The organism is Mesorhizobium sp. L-8-10, assembly GCF_016756635.1.
Lineage (GTDB): Bacteria > Pseudomonadota > Alphaproteobacteria > Rhizobiales > Rhizobiaceae.
This window is the reverse complement of sequence record NZ_AP023263.1, coordinates 288,901-310,277: the sequence shown is the minus strand read 5'-3', so window position 1 is coordinate 310,277 and position 21,377 is coordinate 288,901. Positions and strand designations below refer to the sequence as shown.

The 21,377-nt window shown below is 65.3% G+C and carries 14 protein-coding genes; 9 read left to right on the top strand and 5 right to left on the bottom strand.

The genetic code is table 11. The features are described from left to right. Positions 1–94 precede the first annotated feature (94 nt). Entirely contained in the window at positions 95–664 is a 570-nt protein-coding gene (locus JN280_RS01320; RefSeq protein ID WP_202309750.1) for a nucleoside 2-deoxyribosyltransferase, read from the top strand. Between the two features lie 771 nt (positions 665–1,435). Beyond that, the gene (locus JN280_RS01315; RefSeq protein ID WP_202309749.1) at positions 1,436–3,601 is read left to right on the top strand and encodes a putative bifunctional diguanylate cyclase/phosphodiesterase; all 2,166 of its coding nucleotides are present in this window, start codon (positions 1,436–1,438) and stop codon (positions 3,599–3,601) included. Between the two features lie 47 nt (positions 3,602–3,648). On the opposite strand, the gene JN280_RS01310 is transcribed toward JN280_RS01315, so the two are convergent. After that, positions 3,649–5,937, bottom strand: a complete 2,289-nt coding sequence (locus JN280_RS01310) for an NADP-dependent malic enzyme (RefSeq protein ID WP_202309748.1) — start codon at positions 5,935–5,937, stop codon at positions 3,649–3,651. 142 nt (positions 5,938–6,079) lie between these two features. On the opposite strand from JN280_RS01310, the gene mutS reads away from it, so the two are divergent. Further along, entirely contained in the window at positions 6,080–8,788 is a 2,709-nt protein-coding gene (mutS, locus tag JN280_RS01305) for a DNA mismatch repair protein MutS (protein ID WP_202309747.1), read from the top strand. A gap of 142 nt (positions 8,789–8,930) precedes the next feature. Here mutS and JN280_RS01300 read toward each other — a convergent pair whose 3' ends face one another. Continuing rightward, positions 8,931–10,193 carry an Hsp70 family protein gene (locus JN280_RS01300; protein WP_202309746.1) on the bottom strand — a complete coding sequence of 421 codons (1,263 nt, stop codon included), beginning with the start codon at positions 10,191–10,193 and terminating at the stop codon, positions 8,931–8,933. 204 nt (positions 10,194–10,397) lie between these two features. Between JN280_RS01300 and JN280_RS01295 the strand changes: the two genes are divergently transcribed. The 5 genes from JN280_RS01295 to JN280_RS01275 all read left to right on the top strand — a co-directional run bounded on the left by JN280_RS01295 (position 10,398) and on the right by JN280_RS01275 (position 17,482). After that, entirely contained in the window at positions 10,398–13,202 is a 2,805-nt protein-coding gene (locus JN280_RS01295; protein ID WP_202309745.1) for a [protein-PII] uridylyltransferase, read from the top strand. Between the two features lie 34 nt (positions 13,203–13,236). Next, the gene (murJ, locus tag JN280_RS01290) at positions 13,237–14,829 is read left to right on the top strand and encodes a murein biosynthesis integral membrane protein MurJ (protein ID WP_202309744.1); all 1,593 of its coding nucleotides are present in this window, start codon (positions 13,237–13,239) and stop codon (positions 14,827–14,829) included. A 252-nt stretch (positions 14,830–15,081) separates the two neighbouring features. After that, the gene (trpS, locus tag JN280_RS01285) at positions 15,082–16,149 is read left to right on the top strand and encodes a tryptophan--tRNA ligase (RefSeq protein ID WP_202309743.1); all 1,068 of its coding nucleotides are present in this window, start codon (positions 15,082–15,084) and stop codon (positions 16,147–16,149) included. A 111-nt stretch (positions 16,150–16,260) separates the two neighbouring features. Then, positions 16,261–16,752 carry a universal stress protein gene (locus JN280_RS01280; protein WP_202309742.1) on the top strand — a complete coding sequence of 164 codons (492 nt, stop codon included), beginning with the start codon at positions 16,261–16,263 and terminating at the stop codon, positions 16,750–16,752. Between the two features lie 160 nt (positions 16,753–16,912). Continuing rightward, entirely contained in the window at positions 16,913–17,482 is a 570-nt protein-coding gene (locus JN280_RS01275) for a NifU family protein (RefSeq protein WP_202309741.1), read from the top strand. Positions 17,483–17,830: 348 nt separating this feature from the next. On the opposite strand, the gene JN280_RS01270 is transcribed toward JN280_RS01275, so the two are convergent. Continuing rightward, positions 17,831–18,451 (bottom strand): L,D-transpeptidase, encoded by a 621-nt coding sequence (locus tag JN280_RS01270; protein ID WP_202309740.1) that lies wholly within the window; start codon positions 18,449–18,451, stop codon positions 17,831–17,833. A gap of 234 nt (positions 18,452–18,685) precedes the next feature. Between JN280_RS01270 and JN280_RS01265 the strand changes: the two genes are divergently transcribed. Beyond that, positions 18,686–19,186 carry an MmcB family DNA repair protein gene (locus JN280_RS01265; protein WP_202309739.1) on the top strand — a complete coding sequence of 167 codons (501 nt, stop codon included), beginning with the start codon at positions 18,686–18,688 and terminating at the stop codon, positions 19,184–19,186. 137 nt (positions 19,187–19,323) lie between these two features. On the opposite strand, the gene JN280_RS01260 is transcribed toward JN280_RS01265, so the two are convergent. After that, positions 19,324–19,890 carry an ActR/PrrA/RegA family redox response regulator transcription factor gene (locus JN280_RS01260; RefSeq protein WP_202309738.1) on the bottom strand — a complete coding sequence of 189 codons (567 nt, stop codon included), beginning with the start codon at positions 19,888–19,890 and terminating at the stop codon, positions 19,324–19,326. 146 nt (positions 19,891–20,036) lie between these two features. Next, the gene (locus JN280_RS01255; protein ID WP_202309737.1) at positions 20,037–21,350 is read right to left on the bottom strand and encodes an ActS/PrrB/RegB family redox-sensitive histidine kinase; all 1,314 of its coding nucleotides are present in this window, start codon (positions 21,348–21,350) and stop codon (positions 20,037–20,039) included. Positions 21,351–21,377: the final 27 nt, after the last annotated feature.

Below are 21,377 nucleotides of genomic sequence, written 5' to 3'. Positions count from 1 at the left end.
TCCAGCCGCCGCCCTAGAGTCGATGTTCGCAGCGCCGGCTGCCACGGGTAGGCGCTGGCCGGCGCCGGGGCCATCGAACAGGAATGGGTGAAGCATGAGGGTCTATCTTGCTGGTCCGGAGGTTTTCCTCCCCAACGCACGTGCGGTGCTGGACGAGAAGATCGAGCTCACGCGGCGATACGGCTTCACGCCGGTCTCTCCCGGCGATCTCGAGATACCGCAGACCGAGACGCGCAAGTCGCGGGGCCTGGCGATCAGCGCCATCGACGAGCGACTGATGTCGAGCGCCGATTTCATCATCGCCAACCTGACCCCGTTTCGCGGCATCGCCGCCGATGTCGGCACGGCCTATGAGCTTGGCTTCATGTGTGCGCGAGGCTGTCCGGCCTATGCCTTCACCAACAACTCGCGCGATCACTTCGCTCGTGTGCGGGATTATTACGACGGCGTGATCGTCAAAGACGACCAGGGCCACGCGCGCGGCCCCGACGGGCTGGCCGTCGAGGATTTCGGCATGGTCGACAACCTCATGCTGCATGGCGGTGTGGAGGCGCGCGGCGGCGTGGTCGTCGTCAGGGAGGTCACGCCAGACAGGCTGTTCCTCGACCTCGGCGCATTCGAGGAATGCCTGGCGATCGCCGCGGCCAGGCTTCTTGGCAGATAGGTCGGGTCGTCTATGCGACCGGCGCTGGCAACGCCTCAGTCGCCGCTTGCCGTCGCCCGAGCCGAGAAGCGTTCGCCGGTCGAGGCTGTTCGCTTCGCGTCGGCGGTAGCCGCGCTGTGCGTTCAGAAGCCGGGCACGGCTCCTTCCATGCCGATGCAGGTCGACATTGATTCATTTCTGCGGGCCAGATGTTTGGAACGATCCGCGAAACGCGGTGCACTGCTGTCTAACCCTGCTCGGTTGCCTCGGCGACGATATGAGCGGGGGCAACATCGGACAATTCCTTCCGCCGCGTCGCCGGCCCCGGGCCGCGCATGCAATGCTTCTCGGGATGGTATTTCTGGCTGCGAGCGCGCGAAGGGACGCCCTCAACGTCCTTCTCGAAGGGAGCAGGCCATGAAACCTCAGCATTGCGCATTTCTCCTCGACAGTCGCGGCAGGTTGTTTTCCGGAAAGCTAGCACCGGCGTAGGATCGCGTGCGCATAACGCTTCTTGCCAGGCGCATTCCAAAATGAGAATGGTGTCCGCTGACGCGCGGTCAGCTTCGCCTGTCCCGTATTTCCGGAGCAATTCCAGCAGAATTTTGCAGCGGTTTTGCGCCCGGAACTGTGCAAAACAAGAAAGTTGAGCATTTCCGCAATCCGGAGAAAGACCAAAATGCTCTGAGGCCGGGTGCATCAGAGGGATTGAATACCTATTATTAACTCCGGTTAAACAACATGGACCGGAACGCCGCGTGATACCAACCCCGGGGCGTTCCGGATGGATTTATGCGGGCCAAGTCCCCGAACCCGCCGACGCGTATCCGCACGAAAGTCGACCGCGATTGCGACCGGCAGGAAGAGGCTTTGCGTCAGGGCGGGAACGAGTTGCGGGCGCAGAACGAACGCTTCGTCGCCGCCGTCGAGACGATGTCGCACGGCCTTGCGATGTTCGACGCCGATGAGCGGATGATCATCTGCAACCGCTATTACCTTCAGATCTTCCGTCTCGACCCCGATGTCATCAAGCCCGGCGTGTTTTTCCTCGACATATTGCGCCACAGCGTCGACATCGGCGTCGCCTCGCAAAGCGCCGAGGAACTCTATGCCTATCGCCAGGAGTTCATCGGCTCGTGTCGCCCCGCGACCTATGAGGAGGTGCTTGCCGACGGCCGCGTCATCACCATCACCCATCGGCCGACCGCCGAAGGCGGCTGGGTCTCAGTCTATGAGGACGTCACGGAAAAGCGCCGGGTCGAACAGGCGCTGATCGAGCAGATCAGGCGCTTCGACGCCGCCCTCGGCAACATGTCCCAGGGGCTGCTCATGTTCGATGCCGACGCCCGGCTGATCGTGCGCAACGACCGTTTCCTCGACATCTACCGCTTCGGGCCCGAACTGGTGACGATCGGCCAGACCTATGCGGAGATTTTGGGCCGGCTGTCGGCGCTGGGCATCTATCCCGGCCTCGATGCCGAGCGCGAAGCCAGGATCATAGGGGCCGCCATGGAGGCCGGCCGCACCTATTCGGTCCAGCGCGAACTGTCCGACGGGCGTACCATCGCCGTCTCGCATCGGCCGGTGGCGAGCGGCGGCTGGGTCAGTACCTTCGAGGACGTCACCGAGCGGCGGCAGGCGGAAACGCGTATCCTCCACATGGCGCATCACGACGGGCTGACCGACCTCTCCAACCGTGTCGTTTTCCGCGAAAGGCTGGAGCAGGCGGCAGCGGCCGTACAGCGCGACAATTATCCCTTCGCCGTGCTCTCGGTCGATCTCGATCGTTTCAAGAGCGTGAACGACACGCTCGGACACCCCGCCGGCGACGCGCTGCTGAAGAGCGTCGCGGAACGCCTGCGCGGCTGCCTGCGTGCCTCGACCGACGCCGCGGCGCGGTTAGGCGGCGACGAATTCGCCATCCTGCAGCCCGGTATCTCCACTCCCCAGGACGCGGGCACGCTGGCGGCCAGATTGATCGAGACCATCGGCCGTCCGCATGAACTGGACGGCCGCCAGGTCACGGTCGGCGTCAGCATCGGGATCGCAGTCGCGCCGATGGACGGAGACAATCCCGACCAGTTGCTCAAGAATGCCGATCTCGCTCTCTACAGGGCGAAACGCGAAGGCCGTAACACCTATCGCTTCTTCGAAGCCGAGATGGACGCTACGGTGCGCAGCAGGCGTGAACTGGAGATCGATCTGCGTGGTGCGCTGTTGCGAGGCGAGTTCGAGCTCCATTACCAGCCGATCCAGGATCTCGGCAGCGGACGCATCAACGGCTGCGAGGCGCTGCTGCGCTGGTGTTGCCCCAAGCGCGGCCTGGTGTCGCCCGCCGACTTCATCCCCGTCGCCGAAGAGGCCAATCTCATAGGCCCGATCGGACAATGGGTGCTCGACCATGCCTGCACGGTCGCCGCCGGCTGGCCCGACCGGAAACGGATCGCCGTTAACGTGTCGGCCGTGCAGTTCCAGAACGGGTTGCTCTCGCAGAACGTGCTGTCGGCGATCGCGTCCTCCGGACTGAGCCCCGACCGGCTCATCCTCGAGATCACCGAGACCTCGCTGCTCGGTGAGAGCGAACTGGTGGCGCATACGCTGATGCAGCTCCGCTCAATGGGCGTCCGGATCGCGCTCGACGATTTCGGCACCGGCTATTCGTCGCTCAGCTATCTCAAGCGTTTTCCCTTCGACACGTTGAAGATCGACCGTTCCTTCGTGCGCGACCTCGACGATGTCGATACCGCTGCCATCGTGCGCGCCATCGTCGGCCTGGCCGGTCGGCTCGGCATCTCGGTCACCGCAGAGGGCGTAGAAACCGCGGCCCAGCGCAGCAAGCTGAAGAGGCTCGGCTGCAACGAGGCTCAAGGCTTCCTCATAGGCGCGCCCATGCCCGAGGCGGAGCTGTTTCAGGACCGCCGCAGGCGGCGGTCCTGGCTCAAGGCCCTACCCAAATAGGTCGGACATGCCTGGGCGGTTGCGGAGCACGCGGCAGTTCTGTTCGGCTAGGCCCCGGCGTTGTAGGCCGCGATTGCCGCCATGTTGACGATGTCGGAATCCTTGGCGTTGAGCGGCACGATCTGCACCGCCTTGTTGAGGCCGACCAGCAGCGGGCCGATCACGGTCGAGCCGCCGAGTTCCTGCAGCATCTTGGTCGAAATCGACGCGGAGTGGAACGCCGGCATGATCAGCACATTGGCCGGGCCCGACAGGCGGCAGAACGGATATTGCTGCATCACGCGGGGGTTGAGCGCGACGTCGGCCGCCATCTCGCCGTCGTACTCGAAGTCGACGCGGCGCTTGTCGAGGATCTTCACGGCCTCCTGCACGCGTTCGGAGCGCTCGCCGGCCGGATGGCCGAAGGTCGAATAGGCGAGCATGGCGACGCGGGGTTCGTAGCCCATGCGCCGCGCGAATCCGGCCGCCTCCTCGGCGATGTCGGCGATCTGCTCCGAATTCGGCATGTCGTGCACGGCCGTGTCGGCGACGATCACCGTGCGGCCGCGGCAGAGCGCGATCGAAACGCCGATCACCCGATGCCCCGGCTTGGCATCAATGACGCGGCGCACATCGTCGAGCGCCGTCGAATAGTTGCGGGTGACGCCGGTCACCACGCCGTCGGCATCGCCCAGCGCCACCATGCAGGCCGCGAAATGGTTGCGGTCGTTGTTGATCAACCGCTGGCAGTCGCGGAACAGGTAGCCCTTCCGCTGCATGCGCTCGTAGAGGTAGTCGGCATAGATGGCGTTGCGGCGCGACAGCCGCGCATTGATGATCTCGATGCCCGGCTTGTTCAGGTCGACGCCGGCATTCTTCGCCGTTTCCTTGATCTGCTCTTCGCGGCCGAGCAGGATCGCGGTGCCGAGGCGCTGGTTCACATAGGAGACGGCGGCGCGCATCATCTGCTCTTCCTCGCCCTCGGCGAAGACGATGCGCTTGGGCTTGCGCCGCACGCGGTCGTAGATGCGCTGCAGGGTCGAGGCGATCGGATCGCGCCGGGCCGAGAGTTCGTTGGCATATTTGTCGAGGTCGAGGATCGGCCGCCGCGCGACGCCGGTGTCCATTGCAGCCTTCGCCACCGCCACCGGTATCGCCGAGATCAGGCGCGGATCGAACGGCACGGGGATGATGTAGTTCGGGCCGAATTTGGGACGGTTGCCCTGGTACGCAGCCGCAACGTCGTCCGGCACGTCCTCGCGGGCGAGTGCCGCGAGCGCCCGGGCCGCCGCGATCTTCATCTCGTCGTTGATCGTCGTGGCGCGCACGTCGAGCGCGCCGCGGAAGATGTAGGGGAAGCCGAGCACATTGTTGACCTGGTTCGGATAGTCCGAGCGGCCGGTCGCCATGATCGCGTCGGTGCGGATCTCCGCCACCTCTTCCGGCGTGATCTCGGGATCGGGATTGGCCATCGCGAAGATGATCGGGTTCTTGGCCATGGCCTGCACCATGGCTGTCGTCAGCGCGCCCTTGGCCGACAGGCCGAAGACGACGTCGGCGCCTTCGAGCGCCTGGGCGAGGTCGCGCGCGTCGGTCTTGACCGCATGCGCCGACTTCCACTGGTTCATGCCCTCGGTGCGGCCCTGATAGACGACGCCCTTGGTGTCGCACAGGATGACGTTCTCAGGCGGGAAGCCCATCGACTTGATCAATTCGATGCAGGCGATGCCGGCCGAACCGGCGCCGTTGCAGACCAGCTTCGTCGTCTTGATGTCGCGGCCGGTGATCTCCAGCGCGTTGATGAGGCCCGCCGCGGCGATGATGGCCGTGCCGTGCTGGTCGTCATGGAAGACGGGAATGTCCATCAGTTCGCGCAGCCGCTGCTCGATGATGAAGCAGTCGGGCGCCTTGATGTCTTCCAGATTGATGCCGCCGAAGGAGGGGCCGAGATAGCGCACGCAGTTGACGAAAGCGTCGACATCCTGGGTATCGACCTCGAGGTCGATGGAATCGACGTCGGCGAAACGCTTGAACAGCACCGCCTTGCCTTCCATGACCGGCTTGGAGGCGAGCGCGCCGAGATTGCCGAGGCCGAGAATGGCCGTGCCGTTGGAGATGACGGCGACGAGATTGCCGCGCGTGGTGTAGTCGAAGGCACGGCTCGGATCCTCCGCGATCGCCTTGACGGGCACCGCGACGCCGGGCGAATAGGCCAGCGACAGGTCGCGCTGCGTCGCCATCGGCTTGGTCGGATTGATCTCGAGCTTGCCCGGCCGTCCCATGGCGTGGAATTCCAGCGCTTCCTGCGCCGTGACGGACGGACCTGTGGGCTCGGGCTTCTTGTTGTGGACGTTCATGACCTCTGGTCTTCCTCACCCGGATGCGGCTTCTTTTTGTGGAGCGTTTGGGATTAAGGCTACACTTTCGGCAGGTAAAGCGCCAAGCAGGAAACAACCTCACTTTTTTGGATTCTCCGCGTCCGTGAACGACGAGACCCCCATGCGCAGCGAAAGCTCCACCGTGCTGGTGCCCGGCACCGGCGCGACGCCGATGATGGAGCAGTTCATCGAAATCAAGGCGGCGAACCCCGACGCGCTGCTCTTCTACCGCATGGGCGATTTCTATGAGCTGTTCTTCGACGATGCGGAAAAGGCCTCGCGGGCGCTGGGCATCGTGCTCACCAAGCGCGGCAAGCATCTCGGCGAGGACATTCCGATGTGCGGCGTGCCGGTCCACGCCGCCGACGACTATCTGCAGAAGCTGATCGCTCAGGGCTTCCGTGTCGCGGTCTGCGAACAGATCGAGGATCCGGCCGAGGCCAAGAAGCGCGGCTCCAAGTCGGTCGTGCGCCGCGACGTGATCCGGCTGGTGACGCCTGGCACCATCACCGAGGACAAGCTCTTGGCGCCGCAGGAGGCGAACTTCCTCATGGCGCTCGGCCGGGTCAAGGGCGGCACCGAAAACCTCTATGCGCTGGCCTGGATCGACATCTCGACCGGCGCCTTCCGGGTCGCCGAGACGATGGCCGACCGGCTGCTCTCCGACATATTCCGGATCGATCCCAAGGAACTCATCCTCGCCGAGCCGGTGTTCCACGATCCCGAGTTGCGACCGGTCTTCGACACGATCGGTCGGATCGCCAATCCGCAGCCCGCGACACTGTTCGATTCCGCTTCCGCCCCCGGCCGCATCGCCCGTTTCTTCGATGTGGCGACCCCGGACAGCTTCGGCACCTTCTCGCGCGCCGAGCTTTCGGCGATCTCCGCGGCGATCGCCTATGTCGAGAAGACCCAGAAGGCCGAGCGGCCGCCTTTGTCGCGGCCCGAGCGCGAGCAGAGCGGTTCGGCCCTGTTCATCGATCCCGCGACCCGCGCCAATCTCGAACTGCTGCGCACCCTGTCGGGCGGACGCGAGGGCTCGCTGTTCAAGGCGATCGACCGCACCGTTACCGGTGCCGGCGCGCGGCTGCTCGCCGAGCGCATGATGTCGCCGCTCACCGACCCGCAGGCGATCAACGACCGGCTGGATTCGGTATCGCTCTTCCATGGCGAGCCGCGGCTCTCATCCGCGCTCGGCGAGAGCCTGAAGCGCGTCCCCGACATGCTGCGCGCCTTGTCGCGCCTGGCGCTCAACCGTGGCGGACCACGTGATCTCGCCGCCCTTTCGGCCGGCTTTGGCGCCGCCGGCGAGATCGTCCGGCTCCTGGAGGATGTGGTCCTGCCGGCCGAACTCCGCAAGGCGGTGGCCGCATTGGAAGCGCTGCCTGCGGCGTTCCGGGCCCATCTCGACCAGGCGCTCGCCGACGAGCAGCCGCTGCTCAAGCGCGACGGCGGTTTCGTGCGCGCCGGCTACGATGCCGAACTGGACGAGATGCGGGCGCTGCGCGACCAGTCTCGGCGGGTGATCGCCGAGATGGAGCGGGACCTGATCGAGGAGACGGGTATCCGCTCGCTGAAGATCCGGCACAACAATGTGCTCGGCTACTATATCGAGGTCACCGCCAACAATCAGGCCGCCATGAACGGCACGGACGAGGCCAAGGCGCGCTTTATCCACCGCCAGACCATGGCTAATGCCATGCGTTTCACCACGACCGAACTCGCCGGCCTCGAGACCAGGATCGCCAATGCCGCCGACCGGGCGCTCACCATCGAGCTCGGCGTGTTCGACCGGCTGGTCGCCGAGGCGGTCTCGCATGCCGAGGCGATCCGCGAGGGGGCCGCCGCACTCGCCGTCTTCGACGTCTCGTCCGCCCTTGCGCGGCTCGCGGCGGCGGAGAACCATCGCCGGCCCGCCGTCGACGACAGCCTCACCTTCCGCGTCGCGGGTGGCCGCCATCCCGTCGTCGAGCAGTCTCTGAGGCGCGCCGCCGCCGACCCCTTCGTCGCCAACGACTGCGATCTCTCGCCGGAGGAGAACGGCCGCTACGGCGCCATCTGGCTGCTCACCGGCCCGAACATGGGCGGCAAGTCGACCTTCCTGCGCCAGAACGCGGTCATCGCCATCCTCGCCCAGATGGGCGCCTTCGTGCCGGCCGAGAGCGCCCATATCGGCGTGGTCGACCGGCTCTTCTCCCGCGTCGGGGCTTCCGACGACCTGGCCCGGGGCCGCTCGACCTTCATGGTCGAGATGGTCGAGACCGCGGCGATCCTCAACCAGGCGGGTGAGCGGGCGCTCGTCATCCTCGACGAGATCGGCCGCGGCACCGCCACCTTCGACGGCCTGTCCATCGCCTGGGCGGCGGTCGAATATCTGCACGAGAAGAACCGCTGCCGGGCGATATTCGCCACCCACTTCCATGAGATGACGGCGCTGGCCGGCAAGCTGCCGCGGCTCCACAACGTCACCATGCGGGTCAAGGAATGGGAAGGCGACGTGGTCTTCCTGCACGAGGTCGGCAAGGGCGCGGCCGACCGTTCCTACGGCGTCCAGGTGGCCCGTCTCGCCGGTCTGCCGGAGGCGGTGGTGCATCGCGCCCGCGAGGTGCTGCATCAGCTCGAGGAAGGCGAGACCTCGGGCAAGGCCGAGCGCCTGGTCGACGACTTGCCGCTGTTCAGCGCGGCGATCCGCAAGGAAGCGGCCGCCGCCAGGCCGGTAAAGCCCGACGTCGTCGGCGACGCGCTCCGCGATCTCAATCCCGACGAGATGACGCCGAGGGAGGCGCTCGACGCGCTCTACCGGCTGAAGGGCCTGGCTTCATCGATTTGACGGGCGCATGCCAGCCGGCCCGGTTGCGCCGAAGCCGTCTGGGGATGGTCCAATCCGGCCGTTGATCGGATCGATCGCCGGTGGTGCGCCTGGCGGTGCGACTGGGATCGTCGGGATGGATCGGTATCCGGCCGCCTTGTCTTCAGAACCTGCCGAACTTGCGCTGGGCGTCGAGGGCGAGGCCCAGCCCGACGCTGCCGAACAGGTCGCCTTCCACGGCTGTCGCCTCGGGGAACAGCGCCAGCATGCGCCGCTTGAGCAGCGGGATCGCGGTCGAGCCGCCGGTCAGGAACAGTGTGGTGATGCTTCCTGCCTCGACGCCGGCGTCTTGGAGCGTCTGCAAGGCCGTGTCGCCGACGCGGCCAACGGCGGCCTCGATCGCTCCCTCAAGCCCGGCCCGGGTCATCGGTATCCGCAGCGTCTCGTCTGTCAGCGCGATCTCCATCATGGTCTCGGCCTGATCGGTGAGATCGATCTTCGCTGCCTCGATTCGGCCTGCCAACGCATGGCCCTGCCGGTGGCGCACGATGTCGATCATGCGCTCGACCAGTTCAGGACGCTCCGCCTCGTAGCGGATCTGGCGCAGGTCGGTCATAGCCTTGGCGGTGTAGAGCAGGTTGATGCGCTGCCAGGTCGCGAGATCGTGGAAATAGCCGGCCGGCAGGTAGCGCTTGCCGTCCCTGGTCTCGGTCTTGTAGCCGAGTTCCGGCATCAGATGGGTCATCGACAGCAGGCGGTCGAAATCGGTTCCGCCGATATGGACGCCGGTGCTCGCCAATATGTCGTCCTTGCGGTCGGCGGCGCGCGCCCGTTCCGGAGAGACGCGCACGATCGAGAAGTCCGACGTGCCGCCGCCGATATCGATGATCAAAGCGAGTTCCTCGCGGAGGACGGTCTGCTCATAGTCGAGCGCGGCCGCGATCGGCTCGAACTGGAAGGCGATGTGCCTGAAGCCGCGTTTGGTGGCGGCCTTCTCCAATTCGTCCTGGGCCCGCTGGTCGGCCTCGGCGTCGTCGTCGACGAAATGCACGGGTCGCCCGAGCACGACGTGATCGATCGGCTGGCCTACCTGGTTGTCGAGAGCCTCCTTCAGCGTATGGAGGAAAGAGCCGATGATGTCGGAAAAGGCGATCTGATGCGCCTTGATCCGCGTCTTCTCGTTGATCAGCGACGTGCCCAGCACGCTCTTGAGCGCCCGCAGCAGGCGCCCTTCGACATTGTCGGTGTAGTGGCCGATGGCCTGCCGGCCGAAATAGGTGCGGTTGTCCTCGAAATTGAAGAAGACCGCGCTCGGCATCGTCGCATTGCCGTTCTCGAGCGGCACGAGGCGCGGGCGCCCGGCTTCCATGTAGCCGACCGTGGAGTTGGACGTGCCGAAGTCGATGCCGCCGCTGATCGGCTTCATGATGATGTTCCTGTGCGTGATTGCGAACGTGGGAGGCGCGGGAAGGCAGGCGGTTACACAAGCGGGATGCGAATGTCGAGACTGGTCCCGAACTTTTGCGGCGCGCTCCGCTGCGGCCCAAAACGGCCGCGCCAGGCCACCCCATACCCATGGCGCGCAATTCGCGCTATAGACCGCGCGAAAAAGCGAGACCGGCCTGCATATATGGCGAAGATCCCCCTGAAGCTCGAGGAACTGATCGACGGCGAAGCCCTCCGCCGGGACCTGAGCGCTCTGACCGCGGCAACCGGCGGCGACGGCTCCGGCATGGCCGTGCGGAACCAGACATTGCAGCTCTTCAAGCAGCGGCTGGCCGACGGCCGGCGCATTGCCGAGGCCATGCTGATGCAGGATGGCGGCGGCACGGCTTGCGCGGCCCGCCTGTCCCATCTGATGGACGAGATCATCCGCGCGCTTTACGACTTCGCCGCGACACACGTCTATCGCTCCAAAAACCCTTCCTCCGCCGAGCGCATGGCGATCGTCGCGGTCGGTGGCTATGGGCGAGGCACGCTGGCTCCCGGCTCCGACATCGACCTCCTGTTCCTGCTGCCCTACAAGCAGACGCCCTGGGGCGAGCAGATCGTCGAATACATGCTCTACATGCTGTGGGACATGGGCTTGAAGGTCGGCCATGCGACCCGCAATGTCGACGAATGCATCCGCCTGTCGCGCGGCGACATCACCATCCGCACGGCGCTGCTCGAAGCGCGTTTCATCTGGGGCGAGACCAAGCTCTTCGGTAACCTGCTGTCGCGCTTCGATAAGGAAGTCGTCCGCAACACCGGGCCCGAATATGTCCAGGCCAAGCTCGCCGAACGCGACGAACGCCACTGCAAGGTCGGCGAGAGCCGCTATCTGGTCGAGCCCAACGTCAAGGACGGCAAGGGCGGGTTGCGCGACCTGCACACGCTGTTCTGGATCGGCAAATATTACTACCAGGTCCGCACCGGCGAGGAACTGGTGGAGAAGGGCGTCTTCACCCAGGCCGAATACAAGCTGTTCCTGAAAGCCGAGGATTTCCTGTGGGCGGTGCGCTGCCACATGCATTTCCTTGCCGGCAAGGCGGAGGAACGGCTGCATTTCGACATCCAGCGCGATATCGCCGAAAGGCTCGGCTACACCAGCCATCCCGGCCTGTCGGCGGTCGAGCGTTTCATGAAGCACTACTTCCTCATCGCCAAGGACGTCGGTGATCTGACGCGCATCTTCTGCGCGGCGCTGGAGGAAGAGCAGGCCAAGCATGTGCCCGGCTTCAACCGCCTCTTCCTGTCCTTCTCGCGTCGGCGCCGCAAGCTGGCCGGAACCGGCGACTTCATCGTCGACAACGAGCGCATCAACATCGCCGACGATCACGTCTTCGAACGAGACCCGGCGAACCTGCTGCGGCTCTTCTGGTTCGGCGACAAGCACGGGCTGGAATACCACCCCGATGCCATCAAGCTCGTCACGCGGTCGCTGAAGCTCGTCGACCGCAACCTTCGACGTGATCCGGAGGCCAACCGGCTTTTTCTCGACATATTGACGTCGGACCGGGATCCGGAGCTCAATCTGCGCCGCATGAACGAGGCTGGCCTGCTCGGCAAGCTGATCCCCGAATTCGGCCGGATCGTCGCCATGATGCAGTTCAACATGTACCACCACTATACGGTGGACGAGCATCTGCTGCGCTGCATCGGCGTCCTGTCGGAGCTGGAACGGGGCGACGGCGAGAAGCTGCACCCTTTGTCGCACCAGTTGATGCCGAGCCTCAAGAACCAGCGTGAGGTGCTCTATATCGCCGTGCTTCTTCACGACATCGCCAAAGGCCGGCCGGAGGACCATTCCGAGGCCGGCGCCCGCATCGCCCGGCGCATCTGTCCGTATATGGGCCTGTCGACAGCCGATACCGAAACCGTCGCCTGGCTGGTGGAGCAGCATCTCCTGATGTCGCTGACGGCCCAGACGCGCGATCTCAACGACCGCAAGACCATCGACGATTTCGCCGCCGTCGTGCAGTCGGTCGAACGGCTGAAGCTTCTCCTGGTGCTGACCGTCTGCGACATACGCGGCGTCGGCCCCGGCGTGTGGAACGGCTGGAAGGGCCAGCTCCTGCGCACCCTTTACTACGAGACCGAGCTGCTCTTGACCGGCGGTTTCTCGGAAGTGTCGCGGGCGCAGCGTGCCGAGGAGGCTCGCGACACCCTGCGCGCGGCATTGGCGGATTGGCCGGAGGCGGAGCGCGCGCGTCATGTCGGGCTCCACTACGACAACTATCTGCTCGCCGTCGATCCGGCCGACCAGCTTCGCCATGCCGCCTTCATCCGCGAGGCCGACGCTGCCGACCGGCGGCTGGCCACAATGGTGAAGACCCACGAATTCGAGGCGGTCACCGAGATCACCGTGCTCGCACCCGACCATCCGCGCCTGCTCTCCGTCATTGCCGGCGCCTGCGCGGCGGCCGGCGGCAACATCGTCGACGCCCAGATATTCACGACGTCGGACGGCCGCGCGCTGGACACCATCCTGATCTCGCGCGAGTTCGACCGCGACGAGGATGAAAGGCGGCGGGCCGAGCGGGTCGGCCGGCTGATCGAGGATGTGCTGTCCGGCAGGAGCTGGCTGCCCGAGATGATCGAGAAGCGCACCAAGCCCAAGCGCGGCTCCAAGGCGTTCCGCATCGTGCCGCGCGCCGATATCCGCAACACGCTGTCCAATCGCTTCTCGGTCGTCGAGGTTTCCGGCCTCGATCGTCCCGGCCTTCTTTCGGAGATCACCGGCACGCTGTCCGACCTGTCGCTTGATATCGCCTCGGCCCACATCACCACTTTCGGCGAGAAGGTGATCGACACTTTCTACGTCACCGATCTGACCGGTCAGAAGATCGAGAACGGCACCCGCCTCGCCACCATCCGCGACCGTCTCCTGGCGACGCTGGAGGGCGTAGCGCCGCAACGCGGCAAGCAGCGCGTCTCGGCTGCGGCCGAGTGACGGTTCAGAACCCGGAAGGCACGATTCCGATCCGATGAGTCTCGTAAAGAAATTCGCCACCGTCGCCTCGGGCACGCTGATGAGCCGCGTGCTCGGCTTCACGCGCGAGATGTTCATGGCCGCCGCCCTCGGCACCGGGCCGGTGGCCGATGCCTTCAACGCCGCGTTCCTGTTCCCGAACACCTTCCGCCGGCTGTTCGCCGAGGGCGCCTTCAATACGGCCTTCGTTCCGCTTTTCGCCAAGGAGATCGAGGCCAATGGCATGGACGGGGCCAGGCGCTTCTCCGAGGAAGTTTTCGGCGTGCTGTTCACCGTGCTGCTCGGCCTGACGATCCTGATGGAGCTGTCGATGCCGTTTCTGGTGTCGACCATCGTCGCTCCCGGCTTCGCCGACAATCCCGAGAAGTTCGACCTGGCGACGGCGCTCGCCACCATCATGTTCCCCTATCTCATATGCATGTCGCTGGGGGCGATGATGAGCGGCATGCTGAACTCGTTGCGGCGCTACTTCGCGGCCGCGGTCGCGCCGGTGTTCCTCAACATCATCCTGATCGGCGTGCTGGCCTACGCCTGGTATGAAGGCCATGACGGCCTGCGGGTCGGCTACGCGCTCGCCTGGGGCGTGCTCGCGGCAGGCCTCGTCCAACTCGGCATCGTCTGGATGGCGGTGCGGCACGCCGGCATTTCGATCGGCTTTCGCCGCCCCCGCCTGACCCCGAACGTCAGGCGCCTGCTGGTCCTCGCCTTTCCGGCCGCGATCACCGGCGGCATCACCCAGATCAACCAGCTAATCGGCACGGCGATCGCGTCGGGCAAGGACAGCGCCGTGTCCTCGCTCGCCTATGCCGACAGGGTCTATCAGCTGCCGCTGGGCGTCGTCGGCATCGCCGTCGCCATCGTGCTCCTGCCCGAACTGGCACGGGCCCTGAAGGCCGGCAATCTTGTCGAGGCGGCCAACCTGCAGAACCGGTCGGTCGAGTTCACCCTGTTCCTCACCCTGCCGGCGGCGGCCGCGCTTCTGGTCATGTCGGAGCCGATCGTGCGCGTGCTCTATGAGCGCGGCGCCTTCGCGGCGACCAACAGCACGCCCACCGTGTCGGCGGTCCTGGCGATCTTCGGGCTCGGCCTGCCGGCCTTCGTGCTGATCAAGGCCTTCACGCCGGGTTATTTCGCGCGCGAGGATACGCGCACCCCGATGTGGTTCGCCGCGATCTCGGTGGCTGTGAACATCTCCATCGCGCTGACGCTGTTCCCGTCGATCGGCGCGCCTGCCATCGCCACGGCGTCCGCGATCGCCGGCTGGGTCAATGCTGCCCTGCTGCTCGGCGTCCTGATCCGCCGCGGTCATTGGGGCCGCGACGTGCCGCTTTTGACACGCATCCCGCGGCTGCTCCTCGCGGCAGCGGTCATGGCAGGCTTCCTCTATTTCGCGATTCGGTGGTTCGCGCCGCAACTCGCCTCGGAAGCGCCACTCCATACCCAGGCCGCGACGCTGGGATACCTCATAGTGGCCGCCGCCATCATCTATTTTGCCGTCGCCTTCGCTACCGGCGGTGCCAGCCTCGGCATGCTGAAGCGCAATATCAAGCGAGGTGCGAAGACGGCGCCAGTACCCCTGGACGAATAGGCTCGCCTATCTCCTCCTGCCGGGACATCAAACAGGAAGGATTTCGCGTTGGCCATGTCGGGTGTCGCGCCAGAGGCTCCGACAAGATTTCCCTCGGTCGGGCTGCGGGAAAGCACCGATCTACTCCGGGCGCAGAGGCGGGCCGATCGTTGTTCGCGTTGTGGCGCTTGACCGCCGTTCACGGCTCCGCCATAAGCGCGCTTCGATTTTCGCCGCGCGCGAAACGGCCCTCCACAAGCCACGAGGAACAGCATGAACACCTTCCAGCCGCTCGTCTTCTCCGGCGTCCAGCCGACGGGCAATCTCCATCTCGGCAACTATCTCGGCGCGATCCGTAAATTCGTCGCGCTGCAGGAAAGCTACGACTGCATTTATTGCGTGGTCGACCTGCATGCCCTCACCATCGCGCCCGATCCCGTCGAGCTGATGAGGGCGACCCGCGAGGTCACCGCCGCCTTCCTCGCCGCCGGCATCGACCCGACGAAGCATATCGTCTTCAACCAGAGCCGCGTGGCGCAGCACGCGGAATTGGCCTGGGTGTTCAACTGCGTCGCCCGCATGGGCTGGCTGTCGCGCATGACCCAGTTCAAGGAGAAGGCCGGCAAGGACCGCGAGAACGCCTCGGCGGGGCTGTTCGTCTATCCGAGCCTGATGGCGGCCGACATCCTGGTCTATCGCGCGACCCATGTGCCCGTCGGCGACGACCAGAAACAGCATCTGGAGCTCACCCGCGACATCGCCCAGAAGTTCAACAACGACCATTCGGCGCGCATCGCCGACCTCAGGGTCGGCGTCGAGATGATGATGGGCGAGGAGAAGGTCAACGGCTACTTCCCGCTGACCGAGCCGCTGATCGAAGGCCCGGCACCACGCGTCATGAGCCTGCGCGATGGCCTGAAGAAGATGTCGAAGTCCGACCCGTCGGACCTGTCGCGCATCAATCTCACCGATGATGCCGACACCATCTCCAGGAAGATCCGCAAGGCCAAGACCGACCCGGCGCCACTGCCGTCGGAGCTGGAAGGCCTGAAGGAACGCCCGGAAGCGGAAAACCTGGTCGGTATCTATGCCGCGCTGGCCGACATGACGAGGGAGAAGGTGATCTCGGAATTCGGCGGCCAGCAGTTCTCGGTCTTCAAGCCTGCGCTGGCGGAACTGGCGGTCGAGCGGCTTGCGCCGATCGCCGGCGAGATGCGGCGTATCTCGGCCGATCCCGCTTATGTCGACGGCGTGCTGCGCGACGGCGCGGCCCGTGCCGGCGTGCTGGCCGAGGCCACCATGAAGACGGTTCGGGAGATCATCGGCTTGCTCGGCGACTGAGAGGGTCGACGGTCCGGCGTCTCCGGCAGGTCGGGGCTGCCGAAGGGGTAGCTTGCCCGTCGATGCGACCGGTGGCAAATTGCCGCCTGAATCGAGACGGACAGGAGAGCGATGGTTTCCAAACGCCTGAGCCGCGAGGTCGGCCACCGCCGCAAGTTCCTCGCCATCATCGATGATACGCCCGAATGCGAGCGCGCCGTCGCCTATGCGTCGCGTCGGGCCAAAAGCACCAGTGGCGTGCTGGTCATGCTCTACGTGATCGAGCCCGGCGACTTCCAGCATTGGCTGGGCGTGGAGAAGATCATGCGCGCCGAGGCCATGGAAACCGCCCAGGCCGCGCTGGACGGTTTCGCCACCACGGTGCGCGAGCAGATCGGCGTCGAGCCGGAGCTGGTCGTGCGCGAAGGCAAGCCGGCGGAGGAGATCCACAAGCTGATCGAGGAAGACCAGGACATCGCGATCCTGGTTCTGGCCGCAGGCGCCGGCAAGGAAGGGCCGGGGCCGCTGGTCGCGTCGATCGCCGGCAAGGGCGCTGCCTTCCCGATTCCGGTCACGGTCGTGCCGCAGAACCTGTCCGACGAGGACATCGAGAGCCTGGCCTAGGCAGGCATTCGTTGGCTTGCCAAGGAATGCCTGCCTAGCAAAAGAATCCGGCGAGAGGCGCCTGCGGCGAAGCGTTTCGCTTGAAGATCGCATCGTCTGAGCCTATTTAGAATTATTCCAAAGAAAGCGGCCTGCAGCGGCGGGCCTGGAGATTCGGACAATGTTCATCCAGACCGAGGCGACTCCCAATCCGGCGACGCTGAAATTCCTGCCGGGCAAGGAAGTCCTTGCCGAAGGCACGGCCGATTTCCGCGACGCCGAGAGCGCGCGACAGGCGTCGCCCCTGGCCGGCCGGCTTTTCGACATTCCTGGTGTGACCGGCGTGTTCTTCGGCTACGACTTCATCACCGTCACCAAGGATGGGCCCGACTGGCAGCATCTCAAGCCGGCCATCCTCGGCTCGATCATGGAGCATTTCATGTCGGGTGCGCCCGTCATGGCGGTCGGCGGCACGCCGACGGCCGCCGATGAAGACGGCGAGTTCTACGACAAGGCCGACGAGGAGATCGTCGTCACCATCAAGGAACTGCTCGACACCCGCGTACGGCCCGCCGTGGCGCAGGACGGCGGCGACATCACCTTCCGCGGTTACGAGAACGGCACCGTGTTCCTGCACATGAAGGGCGCCTGCTCCGGCTGCCCGTCGTCCACGGCCACGCTGAAGCACGGCATCCAGAACCTGCTGCGCCACTTCGTTCCCGAAGTGGAGCATGTCGAGCAGGTCGCCTGACGGTTTTTTTCGGCTCCAGGATCGGAGCCGCCTGCGAGGTGAACCCCTCATCCGACCGCGCTTCGCGCGGCCACCTTCTCCCACAAGGGGACCCACAAGGGGAGAAGGGAACGCGCTGCAGCAACGTCTCCGTCAATCGCAAACGCTGGCAATTTGCAACGGCCGCTAGGCCAGGCTCCGGCCTTCTCCCCTTGTGAGAGAAGGTGGGCTCGCGCAGCGAGGTCGGATGAGGGGTCGGCCGGCCGTGACATAGGCGCCCGCAATCCCGAAAAGCACGCAACAAAAAACCGGGCCCCCCAGCCCGGTTTTTCGCTTACGGACGTCGCTGTTGCCGAGACGGTCCGCTGCTTATTTCACGATGACCTTGGCGCCGACTTCGACGCGGTTGTAGAGGTCGATGATGTCCTGGTTCATCAGGCGGATGCAGCCCGACGACATTGCCTTGCCGATGGAGAACCATTCCGGCGTGCCGTGCAGCCGGTAGCCGGAATCGCCGCCCTTGTTGAAGAGATAGAGCGCGCGGGCGCCGAGCGGATTGGTCAGGCCGGGCGGCATGCCGCCCCTCCATTTGGCGAGTTCCGGCTGGCGCTGGATCATCGCTCCGGGCGGGGTCCATGTCGGCCATTCGCGCTTCAGCGCGATGCGGGCCGTGCCCGACCATTCGAAGCCTTCACGGCCGACGCCGATGCCGTAGCGCACCGCCTTGCCGTCCGGAAGGACGTAGTAGAGGAACTTGTCGCCGGTATCGACGATGACGGTGCCCGGCTTCTCGCCGGTATCGTAGCGGACGATCTGGCGGTGATACTTGCGGTCGACCTTGTAGATCGGGACCGATGGGAGCTGGTAGCCTGCGTCTCTCCTGGAGCCGTAGTCCGACGAAAATACCGAAAACGGAGCGCCGCTGATACAGCCTGAAAGGGCAGTGGTCATCGCCACTGCGGCCACGGCCAAGAAGGATTTCATCCGCATGCTTGGTCTATGTCCCCGAACTGAGCCGATGCAGCCCGATTCGGGCCGTATTTCCGCCTGTATTGTTAATTGGTGGTTTATTTGCTTGCCAAGGGCCGATGCCCCGGCATGACGTCGTCGACCGCCGGCTATGACATTTTGGCAACAGGTGTTCACAGGGCGTGAACGCTGCGCGACGAGCCTCTTGCCGCAAAAAGGGTTCAAAACGTGAACATTCGGTGGCATGGTGACCCCATGCCCATCGTTTCCCCGATTCTTGCCAACCCGCTCGCCGACGGCCGCCAGTCGGAACGCGCCATGATCATCCGCCGCGGCGTGCAGCGGCTGCTTACCGAAATGGGCGCGCATGTGCTTCCCGAACTGTCGCTGGCGACCGGGCGACGCGCCGATCTCGTCGCGCTCACCCGGCAGGGCGACATCTGGATCATCGAGATCAAATCCTCGATCGAGGATTTCAGGGTCGATCGCAAATGGCCGGACTACCGGCTTCATTCGGACCGCTTCTTCTTTGCCACGCACCCTGAGGTGCCGGCGTCGATCTTCCCGGAGGAATGCGGTTTCATCCTTTCCGACGGCTATGGCGCGGAGATCCTTCGCGACGCGCCCGAGCACCGGATGGCGGCAGCGACCCGCAAGGCCCTGATGCTCAGGATCGCAAGAGCCGGCGCCGCGCGCCTGCTGGCCGCCGAGATGGCCGGCGTGCCGGTGCCGGTTCTTGATGGCGAGAGTGAATGAAGGGAGCGAATAGCGAGTAGCCAATAGCGAATAGGGAAGAAGAGCTTGCCGGCCAACGCAACTGCGCCGGCTGACAGCATCAATCCCCCCTATTCGCTATTCGCTACTCGCTATTCGCTATTCGCTATTCGCTAATCTCACCTCGGCGCCCGCTTCGCCAGGATCCGCTGCAGCGTGCGTCGATGCATGTTCAGCCGGCGGGCGGTTTCGGAGACGTTGCGGTCGCACATCTCGTAGACGCGCTGGATATGTTCCCAGCGTACCCGGTCGGCAGACATCGGATTCTCCGGCGGCGCGGCGCGTTCGCCGGTCGTGCGGGTGAGGGCGGCGTAGATGTCGTCGGCATCGGCCGGCTTCGAGAGATAGTCGATGGCGCCGAGCTTGACCGCCGTCACCGCGGTCGCGATGTTGCCGTAGCCGGTCAGGATGATGGTGCGCGAATCGGTCCGCTTCTCGCGGATCGCAGCCACGACGTCGAGGCCGTTGCCGTCGCCGAGCCGCATGTCGATGACTGCATAGGCCGGTGCATTGGCACGGGCCTTGCCCACGGCCTCCTCGACGCTCTCGGCCGTATCGACGGCAAAGCCGCGTATCTCCATCGCCCGGGCGAGACGCGTCAGGAACGGCTTGTCGTCATCCACGATCAGCAGCGAAGTATCGCCTTCGAGCACGCCTGCCTGCGCGGCTTCGGGTTCCGTGGTCATAGCCTTGTCCGTCGTCTGTTGTCTTCCTGCCACATATATTGGTTTGTGCGCCAAAATCCAAACCGCCGGCCCGGTGGTGATTGCCGCAGTGGTCAGCCCGAACCGCTGAGAGAACGGGTAAGCCGATGCGCCCGTGATTCCCGGGTTTACGCCGGCATCTTCACCGCCGCCGCGACGGGGCCTGCAAAGACCTGCTTCGGCCAGACCACCGAAACGATGGCGCCCTGTCCCTGCAGGAAGGAATTGTGGAACTTCATTGTCGCGCCGGAGCGCTCCAGAAGGGTCTTGGCGATGAAAAGGCCGAGGCCCAGTCCGCCGCCGAGTTCGGAGCCGCGCCGCGTCGACATATAGGGCTCGCCGATGCGGTCGATGATGTCGGGCGGGAAACCCTGACCATCGTCGACGACGGTGATGGCGACGGTATCGGCGTTCCAGCTCCAGCTCAGCGTGACGGTGGATTGCGCGAAGTCGACGGCGTTCTCGACGAGATTGCCGAGCCCGTAGATGACGCCCGGGTTGCGGCGCGCGACCGGCTCCGGCCCGACGCGCTCGCCGGGTTCCAGCTTTATCGCGATGCCGAAATCCCGGTGCGGTGCGATCACCTCCTCGATCAGCGAGGTCAGCGGTAGCTGCGCCAGATGTTCCTCGCTTTCCGACGACAGGCTGGTGAGCCGCTTCAGGATCTCGCGGCAGCGCTCGCTCTGGCTGCGCAGCAGGGTGACGTCCTCCTGGAAGCGGGGGTCGGCGCCGAGCGCGCGCTCCATCTCCTTGGCGACCAGGGCGATGGTGGCGAGCGGCGTTCCGAGCTCATGCGCGGCCGCTGCGGCGAGGCCATCGAGCGCCGAAAGGTGCTGTTCGCGCTGCAGCACGAATTCGGTCGCCGCCAGCGCGTTGGCCAGCAGCCGCGCTTCCTGCGCCACCCGATAGGCATAGACGGCGGTGAAGGTGATGCTCGCAACCACGGCCACCCACATGCCCGCGACATAGATGAAGGGCATTACGAGCTCGTTGCCGGACACCCAGGGCAGCGGCAGGTGATAGAAGACCAGCGCCGTGGCCGCTGCGACCATCAGGCCGCCGATCGCCGCGGTCATGCGCAAGGGCAGCGACGTTGCCGAGATCACCACCGGCACCGCCATCAGCGGCGAGAAGGGGTTGGTCAGGCCGCCCGTGATGAACAGCAGCCCGACCAGCTGGAGGGCGTCGAAGATGAGGATCGACAGCGCCGCCGCCGGCCCGAGCCGATGGGCGGCGGGATAGCGGAAGGCCAGATAGAGATTGAGCCAGGCCGAGCAGGCGATCAGCGCGAAGCAGTAGCTGACGGGCAGGGGGAACTCGAGCCCGTAGGCCACGAAGACGACGGTCACGCTCTGGCCGACGATGGCCAGCCACCGCAGCCGGATAAGCGTGTTCAGCCGCAGCCCGTTGCTTTGCGGATCGTGAGGGCGAAGTTCCTGCATGGATCGTATATGCGCCACTGCCGGGAC

Bases quoted from the DNA above. Each gene is read 5' to 3' on its own strand.
- murJ (WP_202309744.1), top strand. From the start codon at position 13,237: ATGAGTCTCGTAAAGAAATTCGCCACCGTCGCCTCGGGCACGCTGATG.
- JN280_RS01265 (WP_202309739.1), top strand. From the start codon at position 18,686: ATGCCCATCGTTTCCCCGATTCTTGCCAACCCGCTCGCCGACGGCCGC.
- JN280_RS01280 (WP_202309742.1), top strand. From the start codon at position 16,261: ATGGTTTCCAAACGCCTGAGCCGCGAGGTCGGCCACCGCCGCAAGTTC.
- JN280_RS01320 (WP_202309750.1), top strand. From the start codon at position 95: ATGAGGGTCTATCTTGCTGGTCCGGAGGTTTTCCTCCCCAACGCACGT.
- JN280_RS01255 (WP_202309737.1), bottom strand. From the start codon at position 21,350: ATGCAGGAACTTCGCCCTCACGATCCGCAAAGCAACGGGCTGCGGCTG.
- mutS (WP_202309747.1), top strand. From the start codon at position 6,080: ATGCGCAGCGAAAGCTCCACCGTGCTGGTGCCCGGCACCGGCGCGACG.
- JN280_RS01310 (WP_202309748.1), bottom strand. From the start codon at position 5,937: ATGAACGTCCACAACAAGAAGCCCGAGCCCACAGGTCCGTCCGTCACG.
- trpS (WP_202309743.1), top strand. From the start codon at position 15,082: ATGAACACCTTCCAGCCGCTCGTCTTCTCCGGCGTCCAGCCGACGGGC.
- JN280_RS01315 (WP_202309749.1), top strand. From the start codon at position 1,436: ATGCGGGCCAAGTCCCCGAACCCGCCGACGCGTATCCGCACGAAAGTC.
- JN280_RS01300 (WP_202309746.1), bottom strand. From the start codon at position 10,193: ATGAAGCCGATCAGCGGCGGCATCGACTTCGGCACGTCCAACTCCACG.
- JN280_RS01295 (WP_202309745.1), top strand. From the start codon at position 10,398: ATGGCGAAGATCCCCCTGAAGCTCGAGGAACTGATCGACGGCGAAGCC.
- JN280_RS01270 (WP_202309740.1), bottom strand. From the start codon at position 18,451: ATGCGGATGAAATCCTTCTTGGCCGTGGCCGCAGTGGCGATGACCACT.
- JN280_RS01260 (WP_202309738.1), bottom strand. From the start codon at position 19,890: ATGACCACGGAACCCGAAGCCGCGCAGGCAGGCGTGCTCGAAGGCGAT.
- JN280_RS01275 (WP_202309741.1), top strand. From the start codon at position 16,913: ATGTTCATCCAGACCGAGGCGACTCCCAATCCGGCGACGCTGAAATTC.